The organism is Vibrio sp. 1457 (assembly GCF_033340195.1).
GTDB lineage: Bacteria > Pseudomonadota > Gammaproteobacteria > Enterobacterales > Vibrionaceae > Vibrio > Vibrio alginolyticus.
In genome coordinates, this window is record NZ_JAWOWA010000015.1 from 81210 (window position 1) to 107487 (window position 26278).

General features: G+C 44.8%; 16 protein-coding genes, 1 tRNA gene, 1 pseudogene and 1 riboswitch. Of the genes and pseudogenes, 6 read left to right on the top strand and 12 right to left on the bottom strand.

Annotated features, from left to right (window positions below):
- Positions 1–127: 127 nt before the first annotated feature.
- From R7Z41_RS16340 to R7Z41_RS16380, 9 genes and pseudogenes are all read right to left on the bottom strand, one after another.
- Positions 128–1345: pseudogene (locus R7Z41_RS16340) on the bottom strand (GspE/PulE family protein); the annotation flags it as partial.
- Complete coding sequence (locus tag R7Z41_RS16345) at positions 1342–2436, bottom strand: tetratricopeptide repeat protein (protein WP_225478045.1); 1095 nt, start codon at positions 2434–2436, stop codon at positions 1342–1344. The pseudogene R7Z41_RS16340 and the gene R7Z41_RS16345, both read right to left, overlap by 4 nt.
- Positions 2433–3278 carry an ExeA family protein gene (locus R7Z41_RS16350; protein WP_053306808.1) on the bottom strand — a complete coding sequence of 282 codons (846 nt, stop codon included), beginning with the start codon at positions 3276–3278 and terminating at the stop codon, positions 2433–2435. Before R7Z41_RS16350 ends, R7Z41_RS16345 begins: the two co-directional genes overlap by 4 nt.
- A 44-nt stretch (positions 3279–3322) precedes the next feature.
- Positions 3323–4963 carry a pilus (MSHA type) biogenesis protein MshL gene (gene mshL, locus R7Z41_RS16355; RefSeq protein ID WP_225478046.1) on the bottom strand — a complete coding sequence of 547 codons (1641 nt, stop codon included), beginning with the start codon at positions 4961–4963 and terminating at the stop codon, positions 3323–3325.
- A 20-nt stretch (positions 4964–4983) separates the two neighbouring features.
- Positions 4984–5316, bottom strand: a complete 333-nt coding sequence (locus R7Z41_RS16360) for an MSHA biogenesis protein MshK (RefSeq protein WP_225478047.1) — start codon at positions 5314–5316, stop codon at positions 4984–4986.
- Positions 5309–5959, bottom strand: coding sequence for a type II secretion system protein GspM (gene gspM / locus R7Z41_RS16365; protein ID WP_005381197.1), 651 nt, complete (start codon positions 5957–5959; stop codon positions 5309–5311). The genes R7Z41_RS16360 and gspM overlap by 8 nt, the downstream gene beginning before the upstream one ends.
- Positions 5956–7401 carry an MSHA biogenesis protein MshI gene (locus tag R7Z41_RS16370; protein WP_225478048.1) on the bottom strand — a complete coding sequence of 482 codons (1446 nt, stop codon included), beginning with the start codon at positions 7399–7401 and terminating at the stop codon, positions 5956–5958. The genes gspM and R7Z41_RS16370 overlap by 4 nt, the downstream gene beginning before the upstream one ends.
- A gap of 11 nt (positions 7402–7412) precedes the next feature.
- Positions 7413–9422: an RNase E specificity factor CsrD gene (csrD, locus tag R7Z41_RS16375; RefSeq protein WP_054728884.1), complete on the bottom strand. Its 2010-nt coding sequence runs from the start codon at positions 9420–9422 to the stop codon at positions 7413–7415.
- A 242-nt stretch (positions 9423–9664) separates the two neighbouring features.
- Positions 9665–10204 carry a single-stranded DNA-binding protein gene (locus R7Z41_RS16380; protein ID WP_005381235.1) on the bottom strand — a complete coding sequence of 180 codons (540 nt, stop codon included), beginning with the start codon at positions 10202–10204 and terminating at the stop codon, positions 9665–9667.
- 277 nt (positions 10205–10481) lie between these two features.
- On the opposite strand from R7Z41_RS16380, the gene R7Z41_RS16385 reads away from it, so the two are divergent.
- From R7Z41_RS16385 to R7Z41_RS16400, 4 genes are all read left to right on the top strand, one after another.
- Positions 10482–11126, top strand: coding sequence for a LuxR C-terminal-related transcriptional regulator (locus R7Z41_RS16385; RefSeq protein ID WP_005381237.1), 645 nt, complete (start codon positions 10482–10484; stop codon positions 11124–11126).
- 159 nt (positions 11127–11285) lie between these two features.
- On the top strand, positions 11286–12158 hold the full coding sequence (galU, locus tag R7Z41_RS16390) for a UTP--glucose-1-phosphate uridylyltransferase GalU (protein WP_005381239.1): 873 nt from the start codon (positions 11286–11288) through the stop codon (positions 12156–12158).
- 149 nt (positions 12159–12307) lie between these two features.
- Positions 12308–15130, top strand: a complete 2823-nt coding sequence (gene uvrA, locus R7Z41_RS16395) for an excinuclease ABC subunit UvrA (protein ID WP_005381241.1) — start codon at positions 12308–12310, stop codon at positions 15128–15130.
- Positions 15131–15197: 67 nt separating this feature from the next.
- Positions 15198–16979 (top strand): PglL family O-oligosaccharyltransferase, encoded by a 1782-nt coding sequence (locus R7Z41_RS16400; protein ID WP_021707781.1) that lies wholly within the window; start codon positions 15198–15200, stop codon positions 16977–16979.
- Between the two features lie 59 nt (positions 16980–17038).
- Here R7Z41_RS16400 and R7Z41_RS16405 read toward each other — a convergent pair whose 3' ends face one another.
- Positions 17039–18160: a pyridoxal-phosphate-dependent aminotransferase family protein gene (locus R7Z41_RS16405; RefSeq protein WP_206970979.1), complete on the bottom strand. Its 1122-nt coding sequence runs from the start codon at positions 18158–18160 to the stop codon at positions 17039–17041.
- 220 nt (positions 18161–18380) lie between these two features.
- Positions 18381–18559: riboswitch (Lysine riboswitch) on the top strand.
- A 101-nt stretch (positions 18560–18660) separates the two neighbouring features.
- On the opposite strand from R7Z41_RS16405, the gene lysC reads away from it, so the two are divergent.
- Positions 18661–20013 carry a lysine-sensitive aspartokinase 3 gene (gene lysC, locus R7Z41_RS16410; RefSeq protein WP_017821324.1) on the top strand — a complete coding sequence of 451 codons (1353 nt, stop codon included), beginning with the start codon at positions 18661–18663 and terminating at the stop codon, positions 20011–20013.
- 86 nt (positions 20014–20099) lie between these two features.
- Here the strand turns inward: lysC and metH are convergent, their stop codons facing one another.
- Entirely contained in the window at positions 20100–23780 is a 3681-nt protein-coding gene (gene metH / locus R7Z41_RS16415) for a methionine synthase (protein WP_154204997.1), read from the bottom strand.
- 191 nt (positions 23781–23971) lie between these two features.
- Between metH and R7Z41_RS16420 the strand changes: the two genes are divergently transcribed.
- Positions 23972–25303, top strand: coding sequence for a cation:proton antiporter (locus R7Z41_RS16420; RefSeq protein WP_044129501.1), 1332 nt, complete (start codon positions 23972–23974; stop codon positions 25301–25303).
- Between the two features lie 748 nt (positions 25304–26051).
- On the opposite strand, the gene R7Z41_RS16425 is transcribed toward R7Z41_RS16420, so the two are convergent.
- Positions 26052–26128: transfer RNA gene (locus R7Z41_RS16425), tRNA-Asp, on the bottom strand.
- Positions 26129–26278 lie beyond the last annotated feature (150 nt).

The window sequence follows — 26278 nt, forward strand, 5'->3', positions numbered from 1 at the left end:
ACCATAACCAAGAGCGCCACCTGTCGCACCTGGTGAGGGTGGTATATTTGAGTCAGATAGCACAATAGCAATACCATCACCGCCAGGGTTGGTATTAGAATCACGAGCATAATGATCAAATTCGATTTGAAGCTCGCAGACCAATTTCTACCGTCTCTTGATCACGCATCTCACCAACAAGAATGATGTCTGGGTCTTGACGTAAAAAGGTTCTAAGGACACGCGAGAAAGTTAGATCGATCTTACTGTTAACCTGTACCTGAGTGATGCGAGGCAGACGATATTCAACCGGGTCCTCTGCTGTAATGATCTTTTTCCCAGGTTCGTTGAGCTCACTCAATGCGCCGTAAAGCGTGGTGGTTTTACCAGAACCTGTCGGCCCGGTAACCAAAATCATGCCGTGCGGACGCGCCAGCTGTCGACGTAAGCGAGCAAGCAAGTCTGGCGGCAAGCCTGACTCTTCTAACGGACGCAAACCAGCGGACTGGTTAAGCAGACGCATTACCACAGATTCTCCGTACTGCGTTGGTAACGTCGACATACGAATATCTATTGATTGGCCACGAACTTTGATATTGAATCGGCCATCTTGTGGCAAGCGCTTTTCAGAAATATCTAGGTGTGCCATCAACTTCAGTCGAAGAACCAAAGCCGATGCAATATTCACTTCATTTAAGAGCGTTTCATGCAATACGCCATCAATACGCTGGCGCAAACGCAATACTTGATCGTCTGGCTCAATATGAATATCCGAAGCTCCAACCTGTACCGCATCTTCAAACATGGAATTAACCAGCTTTACAACGGTAACCTCTTCACTATCGGCTTCATCAATACCGTAATCAAAGCTTTGTACATCTTTATGCTCTTCATGCAGCTGCTCAGCAAAGGAGGCGATTTCTTTAGTACGGCGGTAATAGCGGTCAAAGCTTGAAATGAGCTGACGCTCTGAAGCCACAATGAACTCAAGGTTGTATTGGCCCAACAAGTTCATCAATGATTCTTGGATGAACAAGTCCGCAGGGTCACTCATAGCAACGCGCAGTGTGTCCCCATTTCGAGCAACGACCATCGCACGTAAGCGACGTGCGTGTACCTCAGGTAGAATCTGCACGGCTTCGGCATCCACAGGCGCACGACCAAGATCGATCAGTGGCAAACCAAGCTGCTGAGACAAGAAGTCCAACATTTGCTTTTCGGTAATAAAGCCAAGGTCAATTAACGCATCCCCTAGCTTCTGCCCGGTACTGCGTTGTGCGTTTAGTGCTTGCTGGATTTGTTCTTCAGAGACGATACCTTCCTCTACCAGAAGGTCGCCCAAGCGTTTTCTCAACTGAATTTTCATTGTGCGCTCTCCAACTCTTTCAAGATGCTCAAACGGTCACGGATAAATGCTTGCGATTGATTCGAAATGCCAACTTTACCCAGAGCTTGGTTGTAAGAGTTGATCGCGGTAGTGAAAGCCAGGGCACGCTCTTGTTGAATAGCCAAACCTAACCACCAGCGCGCGTTTTCCGGTTCACGCTGAGTGAGGAGTTGATAGCTCTCAAGCGCAATGTCATTTTGCTTGTGTTTTTGTGCCAATGCCGCACGCATCGCCAAGTAATCTCGACTTGGTACTGGAGGCAAATGAACAAGCGGGCTCAGCGCCGCTTCAGGTTGATTAGCTTTCACTAACAACTTAGACAAGGCCAAGCGAAGTACTTGGTTGTTCGTATCTAGGTTAATGCCTTCTTGAATAATCTCATATGCTTTACGCGTGTCACCTTTACCAAAGTACAACGCTGATAACTTTTGACGCGTGTCTGCATTCATTGGCTCATAACGCAACGCCTCGGCATAAGCCGACAACGCTGTTTGCATATCGTTAGCATCGAGTGCCTTTTCCGCTCGACTAACAGCCTTAAGGGAAAGCTGACGATGTGTAAGCTCAACCTGCTCAATACGCATTGAGCTGTTTTCTGATGTCGTGCGGGTTACGTGATCGTATTGCTCCTCGCTCGGCATCGTTGCTAACTGCGCGAGTAAAACTTCATCTTCAGAGGCGATATTTATCTCAGATTTTGGCGTGAACCTATCAGTCTCTTGCATGTGAGGCTGTTGCGCGACCGGCTGTGTGGCTGGTTTAGTGTAAACCACTTGAGTTGTATCGGGCGTCATTTTACTCGTTGGCGAGTGAGTGCGCTCCGATGAAACAATTGGTGAGACATTCACAGACGACAATGGCATAGCATCGGTTTGAAATTGTGATAGCTCGCCTGAAGGGACAGGACCGCGAGAAACCGCCCAGCTTCCGACCGCAAGGCTTAACGAAAAACCGGCAACAAGCCAAAGCCAAGGTTTACTGCGTGAGACACTTGGAATCTCCGCACGAGTAAGCTCTGACGGCGATGTTTTTTCAGCAAGTTCTGATAATGCTTTATTGATGGCACTCAAGGTTGACTCCATCCCCAAAATACGGGTGTTTTAAACTTAGGTTTACGGGCATCAAACGTATCGTGCATAGCGGCGTAAACGTGATGATTTTTCAATAGTGTGCAACGCTCATTAAATGCAGCAAGCAACGACTTGTGGCTAATTTGGTTTATCAAGCGCGGAATCCCCATGGATGAACGCCAAATCGCTTTTTTCTGTTCAATAGAAAAAATGTGTGCCCCATTACCTGCTTTATCTAAACGATTATTGATGTAAGCCACGCCTTCATCGATAGAGAGAGGACGTAACTGGCAGCTAAACGTAATGCGTTGACGAAACTGCCTTAGCTCATGGTTAGCCAATCTTTCATCCAACTCAGGTTGTCCGAATAACACCAATTGAATGAGCTTATCTTGTTCCGTTTCTAGGTTGCCAAATAGACGCAATGTTTCTAAAGCTTGTGGGGAAAGAGCTTGCGCTTCATCAACGATCAAGACGGTTTTCTTTCCCAAGGAGTGTACTTGAATCAAGTGCTCTTGAATGAGGGAAACGATACGCAGCGGATCATCGTTCTCGATACCCAACTCTCTGGCGACAGCAAACTGCAACTGTTCCCCATTCAACACTGGATTGGGTAAGTAAATAAGCTCAACTTCAGATTCAATCTGCTCGATCAGCTTACGGCATACCATGGTTTTTCCAGTGCCGACTTCTCCCGTCACCTTAATCACCCCTTCTCCCATTTGCACGGCAGCTAGGATGGTTTGGATCGCCTCATAGTGAGGGACTAACCCCAAGAACATTTCTGTATTTGGGGTTAACGAAAAAGGCTGAACTCGGAATCCAAAGTGTGACAAGTACATACTCGAATCACAAACCTTTTGAAAAACAGAACCTTTCCCAGCGCTTATTGCGCATCTGGGAACCACTCTTGCAGCAGATCACGAGAGCGCTCTAGCTCTTTCTGCCAAGAGTTCACGCCAACTACGGTCGGTTTTAGCAAGATGACCAATTCTGTTTTCTCAGTTACGTTATTTACGTTGCGGAACAAATGCCCCAGTGCTGGTACATCGCCCAAAAATGGGACTTTAGAAACAAGCTCACGATTTTGCTGTTTCATCAACCCGCCGATAACCACAACATCGCCATCTTTAGCACGAATAACCGAGTCTGATTCACGAATAGAGCTTTTCGCTAATGGCAGTTGGATGTTTTGGAAATCTCCGCCCAAGTTCAATTGCTTCACTTCTTCTGTAACTTCAATAACTGCGGGGTGAACATGCAGGAACACATTGCCTTTGTTATCAATTTGCGGAGTCACATCGAGGGAAATACCCGAGAAGAATGGCGTCAGTTCTACTTCAGGAACTGCATTTGAGTTTTCACCGTTGCCTGCATTGCTCGATAGCTCGGTAACAAAGTACTCATCGGTACCCACTTTGATGACAGATTTTTGGTTGTTGGCAGCGGTAATACGAGGGCTCGAAAGGACGTTCAAGTCACCTTGCGTAGACATAAAGCTCAACACGGCATTGAAGTTACCATCAGAGATAGTCACGTTAGTTTGACCGCCCAATAGCGTGCCAATCGCATCCAATGATGGTAATGCCGATTCAGGGCGGTTGACTACGATACTACCCGAGTTACCAATTGACGCCGATAAGTTTGACCAGTTGATGCCTTGTTGGTAGCCATCATTCAACGTCACTTCTAGGATTTTAGCTTCAAGAATGACCTGGCGCTGCATGCGCTCCTGCGATACACCTAAGAACTCGCGTACTTCGCGAATATCATCTGGAAATGCTCGAACCGTAATAACTCCCGCTTGTGGCGTTACAACCACACTTTGCCCTTTGCCTGAACCAATTAGATTCGCAACGGCTTGCTGCAGCATAGGCCAGAAGTCACTTTCAGTGATGGTTTCGATGCGTGTACCACCCGTAGATGTGGTTGAGCTATCGTTGTTGTTTCCATTGTTAGAGTCTGACGAGTCAGAACTGTCTGAGCTACCACCAGAATTAGACGTACCAGCCGAGGTTACAGAGCCCGTAACAATGCTGGTTAATGAGCGACCAGAACGCTTGAACTGCAGGTAATCGACTGGAATGGTCACAGTACGCATACCTGCTGGGTAGATTTGAATAACTTTGCCAGACCTCACCACGTCATAGCCATACATATTCTGTACGACATTCAGAACTTCATCCAATGTCACATCTGATAAGTTGACAGTGATATTACCTTGTACCGATGGGTGAATCGCCACACTGTACTCTGTGCCTTTCACCAACGAAGCGAAAAAGCTTCTTGCATCGACCGCATTCGCTTGAATACGAAAACGCTTCGAGGTGCCTTGCTCTGATGCAACGTTCGAGTCTAAATTTGGCATCAAGTCTGCCTCAACAGAAGAAGGGATTTCTTCCAATGTGCGGCTGTTCGCTTGATTGATCGATTCATTGAGCGCTTCTTTAACTTCCACTGGATTCCGATGACCCATTGAACATCCCATTAAAGAAGCAATCGCTATTCCTACAACTAATTTGCGCATATCTGATCGGGCTCTGGTTATTATTGTTTTACGTTTAAATCAAAAAGCTCTAGGTCCCACTGACGGTTACCACGCTTTAAAGTTACAAATTCACTATTAATGCTCGCGACGCGATAACCCTTAAATAGCTCGCCTTTTTCGACAAGTTTGTTATCCATAATCGCGATACAATCAGTACTTGGCTTACACACAATACTGTTGAGCTTAGGCAGTCGATACCGTTTAACTTTTAGTTTCGCTGACGTTTCAACCGCTGGCTTTTCCCAACCAAGTGGGGCCGTTGGGTCCTGGTTTGCCCAAGCGGTTCCTGCCGCTGCCATAACAAGCAATGAGATGATGAGTTTGTTAACCACCAATAAACTCCTCTCTAGATCCTAGTGTGTAGACTTCTAACACAAGCTTCGCTTTCGGGTACTCTTCGACTTTATAACTAAAGCTGCGCCAGTAATAACTCGCAGGAAGGCTCTCCAATTTATTCAGATAATTAGCAATAGAAAAATAGTCACCAGTCAGTTCCATACGAACAGGATGCACGTAGTAACCAGAGTATTGCGATGCTTCTTTATCTTCCGTTATTGGCTCAGATGGCAAGGTTTGCAGAGACAAAAGGTGAATGCCACTTTGCTGCTCCAACACATTTTCAAGCAGCTCAGCCATTTGCGAAGGTGTAATAAGATGCTCGATGATCTCCGCTAATTGCATCGAAAGATGCTGACTCTCAGCTAACAGATTAGATATCGCGCGATCAATCTCAGCATTTGGATCTTTCTTAAGTTGCGCCTGAATACGTAGCGTATCGATTTCAATCTTTTGATTGGCTTGCTTTAAATTACTTAGTTGCCTCTCATTACTGATGATCTCGTTAAGCTTTGGCTCCAATACCAGCGTAAAGAGCAACATGATCACGACAACTAAACCGCATAATGCGGTGAGCACTTTTTCACGCGTACTCATTTCGCCAAAGCGCCCTTCTAATGAGAGCCAGAATTCGTTCATTTCTCTTTATCCTCGCGCGTTTTTAGTTCAAACGTCACAATATCCTTATCATTTCGACCTATTTTGACGTCGTCAAACGTTCGACCAACCAAGCTAATTTCGTTTTTAAATTGGCTAACCCAATTTGGCACTGAGCTCGGTTTTTTCGCTAGTCCCTTCAGGTCTAAGGTATGGGTATTGATTCGAATTTCGGACAAAGAAATTTCTTGGTTTCCTAGCTTCGCTAATGATTGCATCACGCCAGAGTAACCCGTGCGTTGCGAGTCATCGTATTTCCCGACAGCTTTAAGCGAGTCTCGCTTCGCCTTGACTTCACGCTCTAAGCGGGCTTTAGCTGCCAGCTTATTATTGTCAGGTTGATGCTTACGTAGCTTGACTTGATAACGTTCAAGCTCTGACTTCATGATATCGCCTTTACTTTTTACAATAGCAATCTCATCTTCCAAACCACTACTCTGCCAAGTCACATAGCCGTAAGAAAATAGAATTGCAGCCGCCGAAACGCCCCAAGATAACGCGATATTTTTTAGCGTCAGGAGCTCTTTTTTCGGCTTTAAGTAATCGGGATATAAGTTGACGCGTCGAGTATTTGAAGTAGCCGCAGTGTCAGCCAAAACATGTCCAGATAGTTCATGTTCTGGTGGTAATAACGGTGAAACCTTAGTGCTTAAACGGTAATTAAGAGCCTGAACAAGCTCGCTCTCATCCTCTTCATCACAGCACACTTTCAATTGATGTAATTGCACATGGCGTAACTGAGATGAAAGATAATCAATCGAACGTTGCAGTTCTAACGACAGACTGTCCATCTGTAAATCGCTAGACGGAACCCCCGTTAACGGTGGCGTCACACTGCGAATAGAGCGGTGGAACGCAATAGTATTTTCAACAAAAGCGCTTATACGGAAATGACCACGCACACTGCGTTGTAACAATAGGAAGTTTCCTAGTTCACCCGCAGTCTCTCCCCAAATATCGTCTTCAGGAAGAATAGCTTCTAATGGTAACTGGGCTCGGCTGGCCAGTAACACAATCTTATCCAATATTTTTCGCGATAAGACGTATGCTTGCACTTTGGTTGAATTCGGTAACTCGACCGCATCGGCAATAATGTCGATAGCACGCTCAGAGATCAGTTCTTTCAACAAAAACGGTAATGCGGCTGGCCATTCTTGACGCGGCATGATCGGTTTGTCGATTTGGTACATCTGGTAATAGTTATGAGAAAGAACAACCGTTAATGAATCATACGCACTCGCTGCAACGCTCAATGCTTGCTCAACGGCTTTTTCCCAATTGGACTCAGAAATATCAAATTGGTATGGACGACTACTTTTGATTGAAGATGATAAATAAACGGCGTCTGGCTGAATAACCAAAAAGCAGGAGCGACCACCACTAGATGATCGCTTAAGCTTGTCGAATAGTGCTTTGAAATCCATGATTATTATCTTTATTTTTTCCGCCAGCGATTTCGTCTTCCCAATTTAACTTGGGATTCTGATTGAGAATTCGGCAACGCTTGGGGACGAGGAAGAAACTGCTGCTCCGCAGAAAAGTAACGCCCTTGCCCACCATAAACCCCGAGCTCAATTAATGTGTTGAGCTCGTTCTGATTCTCAATTCCCACTGCTATAATTTTAGTTTTACTGTTTGCCGCCGCACCTAGCATACTGCGGACAAATAGCTGGTTTTCATGTCGTTGGTCGATTTTTGCTACTAAACTGCGATGAAGTTTAAGGTAACGAATGTCCACTTCTTTTAAATAGTGAGTGCTGACGATGGTACGCCCAGCCTGCCCAACCATTAAGTGGCACCCTAAACCGGCCAGCATTTTAGCGACTGGTCGCATAAAGTCTAAGTGTCTTACAAATTGTGCTTCAACAAACTCAAAACTGAGACACTTTCTCTGCTCACGTGACAACTGTAAGAGTTCATCACGAAACCATTTAAAGTACTCTCGGTTAGAAAATGGCGTTACATTCAAATTGAGCGCATACGATCTTGAGTTATCAAAATTATCCTTAAACTCTCTTAAGAATTTATTAATAACCGACTTATCCATTTGCGCTTCATAACCAACCTGTCTGATCGCAGAAATGAACCGAGACGCTTTAACAATCCCATTCTCAGGATCGCGAATCCGACATGTTAACTCTTCATATAATGATTTTTTATGCGTCGCGTCACTTATTGGGTGCACAGATTGTGCGTAGAGTATCACACTTTCAGGTGTAAGTGCTGTGTCAAATAACGTTCTCCACCTCACACTTCCGCGAGCTTCTTCATCGTGGTTCCATTTTTTGAAGCGACTCCAATTATTGTTATTTTGTAGTTGCGCACTACGCAAAGCAGTCTCGGCTTCATCAATGATTTGGCTGTGTCGCTCACCTTCTTTATAAGTGGTGATGCCAATATGGCACCAGTTGTCTGGATCAAGTGGCTCTGGCGGCATTAACTTTTCTAACTGGCGAATGCATTGCGAGGCAAGGTTAGCCACATCTTTCGCACTTTGGTGCGGTAGAAAAAGCGCAAAATCAGCATCGTAATAACGGGAAAATACAACATCTGGGTATCGTTGAACTAAATTGGACAATAAACTCCCAACTTCAACAATAAACTCATCCGTAATTTGCTTATCTTGCTCTTCTTCAACCAGTTTCCAGTCTTGAATACGCACTAGCAACACGGCGCCGCGAGCCCCACTTTCTAGTAACGCCGATTCCAACTTGCTATCAAATAACACTCGGTTAGCGGTACCGGTTAGCTTATCAAGGAAGGTTTGAGTTCGAATAAAGGTATCAAATCGGCTTCGCTCTTGACGCGCATCTTGTAACTCTTCGATTAATACATCGAGCGCTTCACTGGCGGTGTAAGGCCATTCTTTTTTGTCACCTTTGGCATACTGCTCCACCCTACCAGCCAGGATCATTCTGCCTCGCTCTTCGAGCATTTCGGAGCCTTCTAATTGCTCTTTAAGCCATGCCACGCCGCGCATTAAGCAGAAGATGATCAATACAACGGCAAGCGTGATCGACCAAAGCGCCTGCATTGAGTAGCTGTAACCTAAGTAAGGGGGAATTGCTTTAAAGTGAATCGTGTAATCTTGATTGTGAGTCAACTGGTACTCAGCCTCAAACAAGACTGACGCTTCCATTTGATGAGAAGTATCTTTGAAGCGATAAACAACGGCGTTGTTGGTCGACAACGTCATTTCGACAATATTGGAAGCCTGCAGCATCTTCGGCATCCAGCGCTGCATAGAATAAGCAGCGTCAGGATCTTCCATCTCCTTGTCGACCACCTCTACGATCCCTTCTAAATAATGGGTGAGATATTCCTGCCCAAGACGTTTAAAAGAGAGGGTGCCACCGACAAACAAGATAAACATGGCGCAGATAACGATCATGGTGACAAAGGCCACCAGCCGTGTGCTTAACTTAAGAGTTGGGGTATACCTCATGAATACCAAATTCCTTTTTTATTCATCATATACCTTATTGAAATATTTATACTTGATAAGAGTTCATCAAACAATCGGATTAGTCTGATAGTGAGAGGCTGGAGCATAAAGAAAATCACACTCATTGATAAGTTTTATTGTTACGCCTAACCTTGCCAAGATAAGCCTGTGAGATCATTAGATTGCGACAATAAAAAAGGCCGCGATATTCGCGGCCTTTTCGATTCAAGCATAAGCAGAATTTAGAACGGGATATCGTCGTCAAAATCCATTGGTGGCTCATTGTACTGCTGCTGTGATTGCTGCGGAGCCTGTTGTTGTGGTTGCTGTTGCTGAGGCGCATTGTACTGCTGCTGAGCTGGCTGTTGAGGCTGACCCCATCCACCTTGCTGCTGCTGTTGACCGCCCATAGGTGCGCCGCCACCTTGAGCACGACCGCCAAGCATTTGCATCACACCATTGAAGCCTTGAACAACGACTTCAGTTGAGTAGCGATCTTGACCACTTTGATCTTGCCATTTGCGAGTTTGCAGTTGCCCTTCAATGTAAACTTGAGAGCCTTTACGCAAATACTCACCTGCTACTTCCGCAAGTTTGCCGAACAACACAACACGGTGCCATTCCGTTTTTTCGCGCTGTTCGCCAGTCGCTTTATCACGCCATGAATCAGAAGTCGCAATAGTAATGTTTGCTACTGCACCGCCATTCGGCATGTAACGAATTTCAGGGTCGTTACCTAGATTCCCCACCAAAATAACTTTGTTAATTCCACGGCTGGCCATGATGTGCTCCGTTTCACTCTGGATATATAAAATTTTAGCGCATTAGAATAGCACGCTTTAATGTTTTGATTAAAGTCTAATACCATTGTGATCTATTGAGTCATCCTCTAGAACCCAAATCGTATTTCAACTTACGTGTGTAGCATTTTTGATTCGCGTTGCAGACATCGTTTCGTGAAGCTTTGAATTCGAACGCATTTATTCAGTAAAGCGATGGTTATGGCCTCTCTTTAATGCCAGTTTATGGCTTCTATTGAACCCAGGGAGATTGGAACACGTGAGAAAGTCGGCTTACGCAAGAAAGCTATTTCTGATCAGTATGGAAGATAATGCGCAAAAAAAAGTGGCGGCACTCGAAAAGTACGTTGATATGAGCATCCCGGTGATTTCAACCGCAGCACTCATGGAAGCCAAGCCACAACACCGTAATAAAATTCTACTGATCGACTTCAGTGAACATAAATCACTTGTTCAATCGATCAAAAACTTGCCTCTTGTATGGAAAAACTTTGAAACCGTTGTCTTCAACGTGCCTAAAAGACTAACCACAGATGAACTTCTTTCATTTGGTCAATTAAAAGGTGTGTTTTATTCTGAAGATACGCTAGAGCAAATTGGAGAAGGGTTAAAAGGCATTGTTAACGGTCAAAACTGGCTGCCGCGTAATGTAACCAGTCAACTTTTACACTATTACCGCAATGTCATTAATACTCATACTGCACCAGCTACGGTAGACCTAACCATTCGTGAGCTACAAGTACTGCGTTGCCTACAAGCTGGCGCCTCGAACAGTCAGATGGCCGAGGAGTTATTCGTCAGTGAATTCACCATCAAATCGCACTTGTATCAGATATTCAAAAAGCTATCCGTAAAGAACCGAGTACAGGCAATCGCCTGGGCAGACCAAAACTTAATGTCATGATGCAATGTGAGCGGCTCTGATAACTGAAATGACGAGTCGCTCATCTTTTTTCCGCACCGAGTCTCACATTTTTTCCTACTTTATTCATGATTCATTGATACCTCTCGTGTTAAAGTTATGCGCAGATTCTTGATAAAAACGAGATAGGATATTCCCCCAATGATAAAAAAATGTCTGTTCCCTGCTGCAGGCTATGGCACACGCTTCCTACCGGCAACGAAATCTATGCCAAAGGAGATGATGCCAGTCGTGAACAAACCGCTTATTGAATACGGTGTCGAAGAAGCAATCCAAGCTGGTATGAACGGCATGTGTATTGTGACAGGTCGTGGCAAGCACTCGATCATGGACCACTTTGATAAGAACTACGAACTGGAACATCAGATTAGCGGTACCAACAAAGAAGAGCTGTTGGTAGATATCCGTGAAATCATTGAATCTGCAAACTTCACTTATATACGTCAACGCGAAATGAAAGGCTTGGGCCACGCGATTCTAACTGGACGAGAATTGGTAGGCGATGAGCCATTTGCTGTTGTTCTTGCTGATGACCTTTGTGTGAACGAGCAAGAGGGCGTACTGGCTCAGATGGTGGCACTATTTAAGCAGTTCCGCTGTTCTATCGTTGCAGTGCAAGAAGTACCAGCCGAAGAAACGCACAAATACGGCGTTATCTCTGGTGAAATGATCAAAGACGACATCTACCGCGTAGACGACATGGTAGAAAAACCAGAGAAAGGCACGGCACCTAGCAACCTTGCGATCATTGGTCGCTACATCCTGACTCCCGATATTTTTGAACTGATCGAAAACACCGAACCAGGTAAAGGTGGTGAAATTCAAATCACTGACGCGCTGCTGAAGCAAGCAAAAGCGGGCTGTGTATTGGCTTACAAATTCAAGGGCAAACGCTTTGACTGTGGTAGCGTTGAAGGTTACATCGAAGCAACTAACTATTGTTTTGAAAACCTGTATCTAAAAGATGAAAAAACCTCTGAGCTAGGTAAGCACGCAACACAAAAAGCAGTATAAAGCATCGTCTTAGTACGAAATTACTGTATCGAAAGCCCAGCACAACGCTGGGCTTTTTACTTTACTGTTTTTTTATCCAGTAATTTTCTTTGCACATTTCTCACACTATGTAATACTTGCCCCACTTGGTTATACATAGAGCAAAAACGATGGATAAAATAGAAGTTCGCGGTGCCCGAACCCATAACCTTAAAGACATTAATCTTACAATCCCTCGCGATAAACTGATTGTCATTACTGGACTAAGTGGCTCCGGTAAATCCTCTCTCGCTTTCGATACATTGTATGCAGAAGGCCAACGACGCTACGTAGAGTCTCTCTCTGCCTACGCTCGTCAGTTTTTGTCTCTGATGGAAAAACCCGATGTCGACCACATTGAAGGGTTATCACCTGCGATTTCTATTGAACAGAAATCTACTTCTCATAACCCGCGTTCAACCGTCGGTACAATTACCGAAGTCTACGACTACTTACGTCTATTGTATGCTCGTGTGGGCGAACCCCGCTGTCCAACGCACCATGCCCCTCTTGCTGCGCAAACCATCAGCCAAATGGTGGACAAAGTCCTAGAGATGCCGGAAGGCAGCAAAATGATGCTATTGGCGCCTATTGTCAAAGAACGTAAAGGTGAGCATGTTAAAACGCTTGAGAACTTAGCGGCTCAAGGCTTTATTCGTGCGCGTATTGATGGAGAAACTTGCGATCTTTCCGATCCTCCAACCCTTGAACTACATAAAAAGCACACCATTGAAGTTGTGGTAGACCGCTTTAAAGTTCGTCCAGACTTACAACAGCGCTTGGCCGAATCTTTCGAGACAACACTCGAATTATCAGGCGGAATTGCAGTTGTCGCGCCAATGGATGGCGACGGTGAAGAGATTATTTTCTCCGCCAACTTCGCTTGTCCACAATGTGGTTACAGCATGCAAGAGTTAGAGCCGCGACTTTTCTCATTCAACAACCCTGCTGGTGCATGTGGCACTTGTGATGGTTTGGGTGTGCAGCAATACTTCGATCCAAGCCGAGTCATTCAAGATGATTCATTAAGCTTGGCACAAGGTGCGATTCGCGGTTGGGATCAAAAGAACTACTACTACTTCCAAATGCTCACCTCATTGGCCGATCATTATGGTTTTGACCTCCATGCCCCTTTTAATTCTCTGCCAAAGAAAACGCAAGATGTCATTCTAAAGGGCTCAGGTCGTACTGAGATTGAGTTTAAATACATCAACGATCGTGGCGATATTCGCGTTAAACGCCATCCATTCGAAGGTATTCTGAATACCCTAGAACGTCGCTATCGTGATACAGAATCCAACTCTGTCCGTGAAGAGCTTGCAAAATACATCTCCACTAAATCTTGTTCAAGCTGTGGCGGTACTCGTCTACGCCTTGAAGCACGTAACGTGTTTATTGCTGATACGACACTACCTGAGATTGTTGAACTCAGCATTGCTGATGCATTGGAATTCTTCCATTCCTTGAAACTGGAAGGTCAACGCGCCCAAATCGCTGAAAAAGTGATGAAGGAAATCAACGACCGCCTGCAATTCTTAGTTAACGTCGGTTTGAACTACCTAAACTTATCACGCAGTGCAGAAACCTTATCAGGCGGTGAAGCTCAACGTATTCGTTTAGCAAGCCAAATTGGTGCAGGTCTTGTTGGTGTCATGTACGTCTTAGATGAACCGTCGATTGGCCTCCACCAGCGTGATAACGAACGACTCCTAAAAACACTGACTCATTTGCGCGATTTAGGTAATACCGTACTTGTGGTAGAACACGATGAAGATGCGATTCGCTGTGCAGATCATGTCATAGATATTGGTCCTGGTGCTGGCGTACATGGTGGTAATGTTGTTGCGGAAGGCACCATGGAAGAGATAGTCGCGAATCCGAATTCTCTGACAGGTCAGTACTTAAGTGGTGTTAAAGAAATCGCAGTACCGAAAGATCGCACGCCGCGAGATCCGAAAAAAACGGTTGAGCTATTAGGCGCTACAGGTAATAACCTTAAAAACGTTAATCTTTCAATTCCTGTTGGGTTATTCAGCTGTATTACAGGAGTATCTGGCTCAGGTAAATCAACGCTGATTAATGATACTTTCTTTAAAATTGCGCATACCCAACTTAACGGAGCGACAACGGCTCAGCCTTCACCTTATAAATCGATTAAAGGTCTAGAGCACTTCGATAAAGTCATCGATATCGATCAAAGCCCAATTGGCCGTACACCTCGCTCTAACCCTGCAACCTATACGGGGATCTTTACACCAATCCGTGAACTGTTTGCAGGCACACAGGAGTCGCGTTCTCGCGGTTACAAACCGGGCCGTTTTAGTTTTAACGTACGCGGTGGTCGTTGTGAGGCCTGTCAGGGTGACGGTGTTATCAAAGTAGAAATGCATTTCCTACCAGATGTTTATGTGCCATGTGATGTGTGTAAAGGTAAACGCTACAACCGTGAAACGCTCGAAGTACGTTACAAAGGTAAAACTATTGATGAAGTGCTAGAAATGACGGTCGAAGATGCACGCACCTTCTTCGATCCAGTTCCTGCCATCGCTCGCAAACTACAAACACTGATGGATGTCGGTTTGTCGTACATACGATTGGGTCAAGCGGCAACAACACTCTCCGGTGGTGAAGCACAGCGTGTGAAACTGGCGCGAGAGCTATCCAAACGTGATACAGGAAAAACCTTGTACATTTTGGATGAACCAACAACCGGCCTTCACTTCCATGATATCCAGCAGTTGCTCACTGTACTGCACAGACTTCGCGACCACGGAAATACTGTCGTGGTGATCGAGCATAACCTGGACGTCATTAAGACTGCGGACTGGATTATCGATCTTGGTCCTGAAGGGGGTCAGGGTGGCGGCGAGATAATCGCTCAAGGCACTCCGGAAGATGTGTCGCAAATCGAGGGTTCGCACACAGCTCACTTCCTCAAGCCTATGTTGAAGTAGAAAAAACAGGTAAAGTATCGAGACCAGCAAGTGCTGGTCTTTTTTCATTCAAAACAACGCAATAACTATGGCTACTATACATGTAAGTGGAACAAAGCTTTCTCCCGAAAAAGTACAGGTTCCCCTCAATCGCAAGTTTCTCATTGCCTTGGCAACACTATTTGTGTTGGCAATGCACTTTTTCATGCCCAACCCCGGCGGTTCGGGGCTTTCGCTTTCGTTCAATGCGACAACTTGGATTGCTTTTAGCTTTGCATTAGGCATTGGGTGTTACCAACTTGCGAATAATCGAGTACTACGTTACTCAAAACTAACCATCGGCTTGTTCATTAGTGCTCTTATCATGACGGTGCCCATTCTGTACCCAAATGCGAATAGCAGTTTGGCTGCCAATAAGCTCATTGGCCTGTGGTGTGGTGTCCTGTTCTTTATTGTCTTACAACAATTTCATTTCAGTAATAAACATCGCCAACGCCTATTATGGTTCATTGTCCTTGCGGTTGTTATCGAAGCCATTTTTGGTTTGACACAATATCTGTATCTCAAACCAGGCAATCCGTTTGGTTACGACACGGTGGCCAATCGTCCTTATGGTATTTTCCAACAGCCCAATGTAATGGCCAGCTTTCTTGCGACAGGGTTGGTGATTGCCAGCTATTTACTTGCACGTCAGCCCTACAAATACGATCGTAAGTTAAGCGATGTTTACCTTCTCTATGCCGTACCAGTTTTAACTTTACCACTAATTGTGGCGTTGGCTTCACGCACTGGTTGGTTAGCCTCGGTCATCGCCGTGTTGTTGGTCATTCCATACATGTACCGCTTTGCAACCAAAGGGCGCTTTATCCGCTGGGTTGTGTCACTTGTAAGTGGGCTCTTACTCTCAGTCGTTGTCATGCATCTTGCCTTTCCTGATGGAGGTGGGTTAGCCGCAGAAAAAGTAAATATGGAGTCTCCTCGAGCGTATACTTTTCCGCAAACATTAGACATGGTGATTGAAAAGCCTTTTACTGGTTATGGATATGGCAAGTTTGAATCTGAGTACATGCTGTATACGGCTCGTCAACATGCCCTAAATGAGAATTACCCAGCTGGTTTGCCAGCCATGGATCATCCGCATAACGAGCTACTTTACTGGGGAGTAGAAGGTGGCTTACTGCCAATACTCGGCATCTTCTTAGCGATGGCACTGGTACTGTATCGAATCTATCAAGCCAAACGCGGAACTCGTCTTGCGTTGCTGGCCTTGTTTATACCTATCGTATTGCACTCACAACTGGAATACCCTTTCTACCACTCTCTCGTGCATTGGTTGATCTTCGTTATCCTACTGTACTGGGTCGATCAGCGCGTCTCTCGTTATCGACAAGTCGGCTTTAGTAATGTGACCAAAAGCTTGCTGCGTGTTTTTAGTTTGGTACTTCCCGTTGCGTTTACGTTTTACATGGTAAGCGCATTACATACGAACTATGTATTGACGAAGTTTGAGACCACTAGACCAACTAACCCTGATATTCTGAATCAAGTCAGTAACCCTGTGGTTTGGAAAGACAGGTTTGATTGGGATGTCTATAGCACGTTTTTAAACCTTGGGCTGTACCAACAAGACGCAACCTTGATTCAGCCTTATATCGATTGGTCGCTAAAAATCATCAAAGATAAGCCTCGTCCTGCATTTTATAATAATTTGATTTTGGCCTACCAAGGCTTAGATGACTCAAGTAAAGCGGAGCAAATTAGAGCTGAAGCGCAGTTTTTGTTCCCGAAGATTGATTTCAGTGACGTCAATTACCAACCACCTTCTCAAGCAATCTCTGCCTCACCAGTCCCCACTTCAGGAGCTGAGTAATAAATACCAAAAAGCGAAGGGATGACCTTCGCTTTTCTTTATCTCATTACTGTATGATTTTATTCAGTGAGTGACTCTTCTAACGCTTTTAAGCACAGCGCAACGTTTTCAGATCGAGCGCCGTAACCCATTAAGCCAATACGCCACGCTTTACCAGCTAATGCCCCAAGGCCTGCACCAATTTCTAGGTTATAGGTTTCTAGCAAGTGAGCACGAACTTTTGCTTCATCAATTCCTTCAGGCACGTAAATCGCATTTAATTGTGGCAACCGATGGGCTTCGTCCACAACAAATTCAAAGCCTAACTTTTGTAAGCCATTTTTGAGTTTTTCATGCATCAGTTGGTGACGAGCCCAAGCGTTTTCTAATTCTTCATTTTTCAGTATCAATAAAGCTTCATGAAGCGCATACAAGCTATTAACTGGCGCCGTATGATGGTAACTACGCTTGCCTTCTCCACTCCAATACCCCAAAACTAAACTCTGATCGAGGAACCAACTCTGTACTGGTGTTGTTCTTGCTTGAATCTTTTCAATCGCGGCAGTAGAAAACGTCACTGGTGAGAGCCCTGGTACACATGACAAACATTTTTGACTGCCAGAGTAAACCGCATCCAGTTGCCATTCATCCACTTTTAACGGCACACCACCAAGCGATGTCACCGCATCAACAATAGATAATGCATTATGCTGTTTCGCCAGCTTACCCAATGCTTGAGCATCACTGACTGCACCAGTTGAGGTTTCCGCATGCACAAAAGCAAGAATTTTTGTATCTGGGTGCTGTTCGAGTGCTTGCTCGACTTTATCAATAGAAACAGGCGTCCCCCATTCATCATCGACGATAACAACTTCGCCACCAGCACGGACGACATTTTCGCGCATGCGTTCACCAAATACACCGTTACGGCAGACGATCACTTTGTCGCCTTTCTCGATCAAGTTTACAAAGCAGGTTTCCATCCCTGCGCTACCAGGCGCTGAAACCGCAATAGTGAACTCATTGTCAGTTTGAAAGGCATACTTCAATAGCTGCTTGAGCTCATCCATCATACCGATAAACAGAGGATCAAGGTGACCTACCGTAGGACGGCTTAGTGCTTGTAACACTTGAGGATAAATATCAGAAGGACCAGGTCCCATTAAAATACGGTGAGGCGGAATAAAGCTTTGGATCGACATGTCAGCTCCTTGATTATCTTTTATCCTGAGCATTCTAAAAGTTCTATTCAATAACATGGCTCAGGTGTAGGGTTCTTCACCCTAATAGATTTTTCCTCTATCAGCAATTAGCCGTAAGTATGGAGGTCAAACCAGTGTCACAAAATCGTTAATAAAAAACACCATAAAGGTTGAAATATTGATTGACATTAAGGCCTCAAAACCGTTCAATGTTTGAGCTTTATGTAGAAGAGGAGCGCTACCCAGGTAGATGATTTGTGGAACCGCAATTCCAACACCAATCATTGAGGGGGAGTAGTGCCGAGGTAAGTCAAAGTTGCAGGATTTGACTTGTCGGTTGAATTGGGCTGAATCCCATCAACTGTCATCAGCGCAGTCTGATGAAGGGCTTCTGAGGGTAAATTTTTCAAATAGCATTCTAAATACCTCTCTTTTTGCTCTGTTCCTTTTCTCACTAAACATTGGATGTACAATTTTTTAGGAAGTCGTGGGAGAACGCAGTGAGCGCATTTAACGTAGCTAAATTCGGTGGAACCAGTGTTGCCAACTTTGAGGCAATGAGTCGTTGCGCCACCATTATCGAAAACAATCCAAATACTCGCCTGGTCGTGAGCAGCGCTTGCTCTGGCGTCACCAACCTATTGGTAGAACTCGCCAACGGTGTTCAGGATCAAACGCACCGTACTGAGCTGCTGCAAAATCTGGCCAACATTCATGACGCCATTTTAACTCAGCTCGAAGACAGCACGAAAACTGCTGCCGAGGTGTATGGCATATTAGATACCGTAACCAGCCTGGCCGAGGCTGCATCTATCCAAGCTAGTGCGAAGTTAACCGATCATTTAGTCGCATGTGGCGAACTCATGTCGACGCATATTCTAACTCAGTTAATGTGTGAGCGAGGCATTCAAGCTGTGCGCTTTGATATCCGCGATGTGCTGCGTACTGATGACAACTTTGGTCGCGCAGAGCCAAACATTGAAGCAATTTCGACGCTTGCGCAAGATAAACTCGTACCACTTTGCCAACAATCCGTTGTTGTTACTCAAGGCTTCATAGGATCTGACGAAGCCGGTAATACAACAACACTAGGTCGAGGAGGCAGCGATTACAGCGCCGCCTTAATTGCTGAGAGCGTCAAAGCGGCAGGGTTAGAAATCTGGACTGATGTTCCGGGCATCTACACAACAGACCCGCGAATTGCGCCAAAAGCCTCACCAATTCCTGAGATCAGCTTTAGTGAAGCTTCAGAAATGGCTAACTTTGGCGCTAAAATCCTTCACCCTTCTACGCTAGTACCTGCATTGCGCCACGACATTCCGGTATTTGTGGGGTCATCGAAAGAGCCTGAAAAAGGGGGAACTTGGATTCGCCACCAAGTCGAAAGCTCACCGTTATTCCGTGCGCTAGCTTTGCGTTGTAACCAAACCATGGTAACGCTACGCAGCGCCAATATGTTCCACGCATACGGTTTCTTAGCAAAGGTCTTTGAGATCCTTGCAAAGCATAAGATCTCTGTCGATTTGATCACGACATCTGAAATCAGTGTATCGTTAACACTTGATCAAACTGATACATCTGGCGGAGCACCACAGCTGCCGCAAGCTGCACGAGAAGAGTTAGAAGAGTTATGTAAGGTAGAAGTTGAACATGACCTATGCCTCGTTGCTCTCATTGGTAACAACATGAGTGAGAGTAAAGGCTACGCGAAACAGGTTTTTGGCACGCTAGAAGATTTTAACCTACGCATGATTTGTTATGGCGCTAGCCCTCACAACTTATGCTTCTTGCTCCATGAATCGGTATCGAAACAAGCCATACAAAAACTCCACACGGAGTTGTTTGAGAAGTAAGTTCAACTCAATAAAACAAAGGGCTGCGTATCTGCAGCCCTTTGTTGTTTCATTAGTTGTTATATTTGGACGAGGTAAACATCAATTTAACCATTAATGTTTGGCCCTAACCATTTTTCAGCCTCGATCCTATCCCACCCCTTACGATCGGCGTAACTCTCTAGCTGATCTTCTTGGATCTGTGCGATCGCAAAGTAACGTGAGTCAGGATGAGAGAAGTACCAACCAGATACTGACGCACCCGGATACATTGCATAGCTGGAGGTTAGAGTCATGCCAATATTCTCTTCCACATTAAGTAGCTCCCAAAGCGGTCCTTTTTCAGTATGCTCAGGGCACGCTGGATAACCTGGTGCAGGGCGAATACCTTGGTATTTTTCACGAATGAGATCATCGTTAGATAAATCTTCATCCGCAGCATAACCCCAAATTTCTTTACGGACACGCTCATGCAAATACTCAGCAAACGCTTCGGCTAGGCGATCCGCCACCGCTTGAATCATAATTGCGTTGTAATCATCTCCCTGTGCTTTGTATTCATCAGCAAGCTCTCGTTCACCAATACCACCAGTGACAGCAAATGCCCCTATCCAATCATGTTTACCCGACTCTTTAGGTGCGATGTAGTCGGATAAACAATAGTTGAATCCTTTTGGTTTCTCGGTCTGTTGTCGCAAGTTACGTAATACTTTCACAACGTCGGTACGAGTTTCATCAGCATAAACTTCAATGTCGTCCCCCACGCTCGCAGCAGGGAATAAGCCACACATTCCACGCGCTTTTAACAGGCCTTCTCGCTCAACTCGATCAAGTAACTCGTTGGCATCTTCGAATAAACGTTTTGCTTCTTCACCAACTTCTTCATGTTGGAAAATTGTTGGATACTTACCCACAAGTGACCAAGTCATAAAGAATGGTGTCCAATCGATGTATTGACGTAATATAGCCACATCAAAATCATCGAAGATATGAATGCCAGGCTTAACAGGCACTGGAGGAGTATAAGCTTCCCAATCGATCGCAACTTTATTCGCTCGAGCCGCTTCTAATGTCACTGGTTTGGTTCTCGGTTTCTTTCGATTATGTTGATCACGTACTCGTTCGTAATCAGCTTGAAGTTTTTCAACAAATTCAGGGCGACGTTCATCTGACAGAAGAGAAGTACATACGCCCACTGCACGTGAGGCGTTGTTCACGTAAACCACTGGATGCTTGTAATTTTGCTCAATCTTAACTGCTGTATGGGCTTTTGACGTTGTTGCGCCACCGATGAGAAGAGGTAAGTTAAAGTCGAGACGCTCCATCTCTTTTGCAACATGCACCATTTCGTCTAATGAAGGCGTGATCAACCCTGATAAACCAATAATATCGACGTTTTCTTCTTGCGCTACTTTTAAGATCTTTTCGCAAGGAACCATGACACCAAGATCGATAATTTCGTAGTTATTGCACTGCAATACAACGCCAACGATATTTTTCCCGATATCATGTACATCACCTTTGACCGTCGCTAGCAAAATCTTACCGTTTGTTTGTCCCACCTGCTTTTCTGCATTGATGTAGGGCTCCAGATGCGCGACTGCTTGCTTCATCACTCGTGCAGATTTTACGACCTGAGGAAGGAACATTTTACCTTCACCAAACAAGTCTCCGACGACGTTCATCCCATCCATTAGTGGGCCTTCAATCACCTCTAATGGCTTTGAAGCGTTGACACGAGCCTCTTCGGTATCATCAACGATGAACTCAGTTATTCCTTTCACTAACGCGTGCTCTAAGCGCTTTTCAACAGGCCAAGTTCTCCACTCAAGTGCAGAGGCATCCTCCTCTTTACCTACCCCTTTGCCTGCATATTCCGCCGCGATATCTAACAATCTCTCAGTGGCGTCATCACGACGGTTAAGAACGACATCTTCCACAGCCTCACGCAATTTTTCAGGCACGTTATCGTAGATTTCTAACTGACCCGCATTCACAATCCCCATATCCATACCATTTTTAAAACAGTGGTAGAGGAACACCGCGTGAATCGCTTCACGTACATAGTTATTGCCACGGAAAGAGAATGAGACGTTAGAAACACCACCCGAGATCATCGCATGTGGTAAATCACGTTTGATATCGCCAACGGCTTCAATGAAATCCACCGCGTAGTTATTATGCTCCTCGATCCCCGTAGCAATGGCAAAAATGTTTGGGTCAAAAATGATGTCTTCTGGTGGAAAGCCCACTTCATCAACAAGAATTCGGTAAGCGTTGGTACAAATTTCTACTTTGCGCTCACGTGTATCTGCTTGCCCAATCTCATCAAACGCCATCACAATCACAGCCGCACCGTAACGGCGGATCAACTTAGCTTGTTCAACGAATTTCTCTTTGCCTTCTTTGAGAGAGATCGAGTTAACAATGCCTTTGCCTTGGATGCACTTAAGACCGGCTTCAATAACCTCCCACTTGGAAGAGTCAACCATGATTGGTACTTTTGAGATTTCAGGTTCTGACGCACAAAGGTTTAAAAAGCGAACCATACAAGCTTGTGCATCCAACATGCCTTCATCCATGTTGATATCGATAATTTGAGCGCCATTTTCAACTTGTTGACGAGCCACATCGAGCGCTTCATCGTACAGCTCTTCTTTAATCAAGCGCTTAAAACGCGCAGAACCGGTTACATTCGTACGCTCACCGACATTGATAAATAAAGAGTCTTTATCAATCGCGAGCGGCTCTAAGCCAGACAAGCGACAAGCAACGGGAAGTTCAGGTAATTGACGAGGGGCGATATTTTCAACCGCGAGTGCCATTTGGCGAATGTGCTCAGGAGTTGTACCACAACACCCACCAATCAAGTTTAAAAAGCCACTTTGAGCCCACTCTTTAACATGCTTAGCCATATCTTCTGGCGACAAATCGTATTCGCCGAATGCATTCGGAAGCCCAGCATTTGGGTGAGCGGAAACAAAAGATTCTGATATACGAGAGAGCTCTTCAACATAAGGACGCAGCTCATCTGGACCAAGTGCACAGTTCAAACCAAACGAAATCGGTTTAACATGACGTAATGAGTTGTAAAACGCTTCTGTGGTTTGACCGGATAATGTCCGACCGGAAGCATCAGTAATAGTCCCCGAGATCATCACAGGTAACTCAATACCCATCTCTTCAAACACACTTTCAACAGCAAATGAACAAGCCTTAGCGTTAAGCGTATCGAAGATGGTCTCGATAAGAATAAGGTCTGAACCACCTTTAATAAGCGCTCGAGTCGATTCAGAGTAAGCCTCAACTAACTCGTCGAAAGAAACATTTCGATATCCGGGGTCATTTACATCAGGAGAAATAGAACAAGTTCGGTTTGTTGGCCCTAAAACCCCTGCGACATAACGTGGTTTATCGGGTGTTTTTGCGGTCCATTCGTCTGCAACTTCACGTGCAAGCTTGGCAGCTGCAAAGTTAATTTCTTCACTTAGGCTTTCCATCTCGTAGTCAGCCATCGCAATGGTTGTTGCGTTAAAAGTGTTGGTCTCAAGAATATCTGCACCCGCTTCTAAATATGCAGCGTGAATTTCCTTGATAAGTTGAGGCTGACTTAGAACCAACAGGTCGTTGTTACCTTTTAGATCACAATGCCAATCCGCAAAGCGCGTTCCTCGATAGTCTTGCTCTTCAAGTTTGTACCCTTGAATCATGGTTCCCATACCACCATCAATCAAAAGAATACGTTGCTTCAATTGAGCTTCAATCTGTTGTCTTACGTTACTTCCCACAGTACAGCCTCATTCCTTTAGTTATCTTTCCATCCTATCACACAAACTTCAGGAGTCTAGACGTCTAAACGTGGAATTAATGATTATTTTATCTCCTTCTTAACTTACAAAATAATCACGAAAAAATGTTTGCTATTTAAGCAGCATCAGCCGAGAATTCCATTCATAAAATGTTACAAATAGAGAGCTCTATGTCGGTCTATCATACTTTATGTTTTCTATCCGCAGCTGCGATGCTAATTGCTTTTGTAAACAGCAAGATAGGGAAGATGCAAACCACCATTGCGATTACCGCAGGTTCAATGGTGCTTTCACTTCTAATCTTAATTGCGGGTCAAAACAACTGGTTCCATCTCACCGAAATTGCGACGGAGACGGTCACAAGGATTAACTTCGAAGATTTCTTGCTCAAAGGCATTCTTGGCTTCTTACTATTTGCTGGTGGACTAGGCATCAAACTCCCGAACCTTAAAGATCAAAAGTGGGAGATCACTGTTTTAGCCCTTGGAGCTACACTGTTTTCTACGTTCTTTATTGGATTTACGCTGTATGGGTTTTGTCAGTTAATTGGCATCCAATTTGATTTGGTCTACTGCTTACTATTTGGTGCTCTAATATCGCCAACTGACCCAATCGCTGTATTGGCTATTGTGAAAAAACTCGATGCTCCTAAACGTATCTCCACTCAGATTGAAGGAGAATCGCTCTTCAATGATGGCTTCGGTTTGGTTATCTTCGTCACTCTATTTACGATTGCATTTGGCACTGAGGCACCAACTGTAGGTAGTGTCACCTTACTCTTCATCCAAGAAGCTATCGGTGGTATCACATATGGTTTCGTCCTCGGTTTGCTATTCCACTACTTGATCAGTGCCACCGATGATCACTCAATGGAATTGTTACTTACCATTGGTGTCCCAACAGCAGGTTACGCATTTGCTGAATACATCCATGTATCAGGCCCACTCGCAATGGTTGTATCCGGTATTATGATTGGCAACTGGACACGCTTTATTGGCTTTTCAAAAGAGAGTGAAGATCACCTTGACCATTTTTGGGAGCTTGTTGATGAGTTCTTGAATGGCGTGTTATTCCTACTGATCGGCATGTCGATGCTGCTCTTTGAATTCCACAAAGAAGACTGGATTATGATGGCTATTTCAGTCCCTCTTGTACTAGCAGCTCGCTATCTAAGCGTATTTCTCTCGTACATTGGCTTTAAGCGTTACAGAAAATATAACCCGTGGTCAGTACGTATTTTGACGTGGGGCGGCTTACGCGGGGGCCTTGCATTGGCAATGGCACTTTCCATTCCATCTGGTATTTGGGTGATTCAAGATAAGTTAATCGATGTAAAAGAGATTATTCTTGTAATGACCTACTCCGTCGTTGTTTTCTCTATCCTCATTCAAGGCTCAACAATCACTCCAATGATTGAAAAAGCAAAAGCAGAAGAGAAGAAGATGGAAGAGAACAACCAAGCAATAACCACTCCGGAACATACGGAGACAGTGGACTCTTAAAGACACGTAACTTAATAAATAAAAAGCAGCTACCTAGCTGCTTTTTTCATAACTAATTTTCAGACTCCCCTTCAAGGACGAAGGCTCCTTATTCTTTGATATACCATCAAATATACGAAGAATCGCTACGCTACATTTTCATAGATACTAACTATTGCTGATAGATAGTATTCATAGACGAGCCTTTTAATTTACCCATTTTCATCTGTATCACTTCTCTTACCTTGGCAATATAGGCTCCTCGCAAACATCAAAGCTAAACTTCCACAATACTTAGCAATGAGCGAGTTTGTATTTTTATGAGAAAGAGGCATTTAGGGTAATTGCGTTCAGAACCCAAACAGGTTAGCAACCTCACCAAGATAAAACTGAGCTAGCATTCAGGTAGATCAAAGCCTTAACAGAAATGTAGCCCCCCTCCCTCTTGATCTCAGTGAGACTAAACTTGTATTCAAAGTCCTCCTGTTTTCAAATTAGAAACAAGCGACACTTCAAACAATTAAACTCTGTCACATAACTAGATTTTCTAATATCGAATAAAAGGAGCTTTGGTTAGAGCTTGGTATCGGAATAAGGCTAAGACTAAGGCACAGAGTTACATGCTAGCTCGTTCACGACGATATTAAAACCATGTGAAGAGGGTAGTGTAACTCTAGATGCAAGGTTTCAATATGAAAGTGAGTTTCAGGTAAGTCGGGGGAACCAGAACGAAAAAAGCCTCAGTCTTTCGACTGAGGCTTAATATAAGTGGCGGAGTGGACGGGACTCGAACCCGCGACCCCCGGCGTGACAGGCCGGTATTCTAACCAACTGAACTACCACTCCGCAGTGGTATCACTCGCTTTAATAAGCAAGCGTCCGCTTTTGTCTTCACTTTTCGAAAAAGTGAAAATAAAACTAAAGCCTGGCGATGTCCTACTCTCACATGGGGAAGCCCCACACTACCATCGGCGCTATTTCGTTTCACTTCTGAGT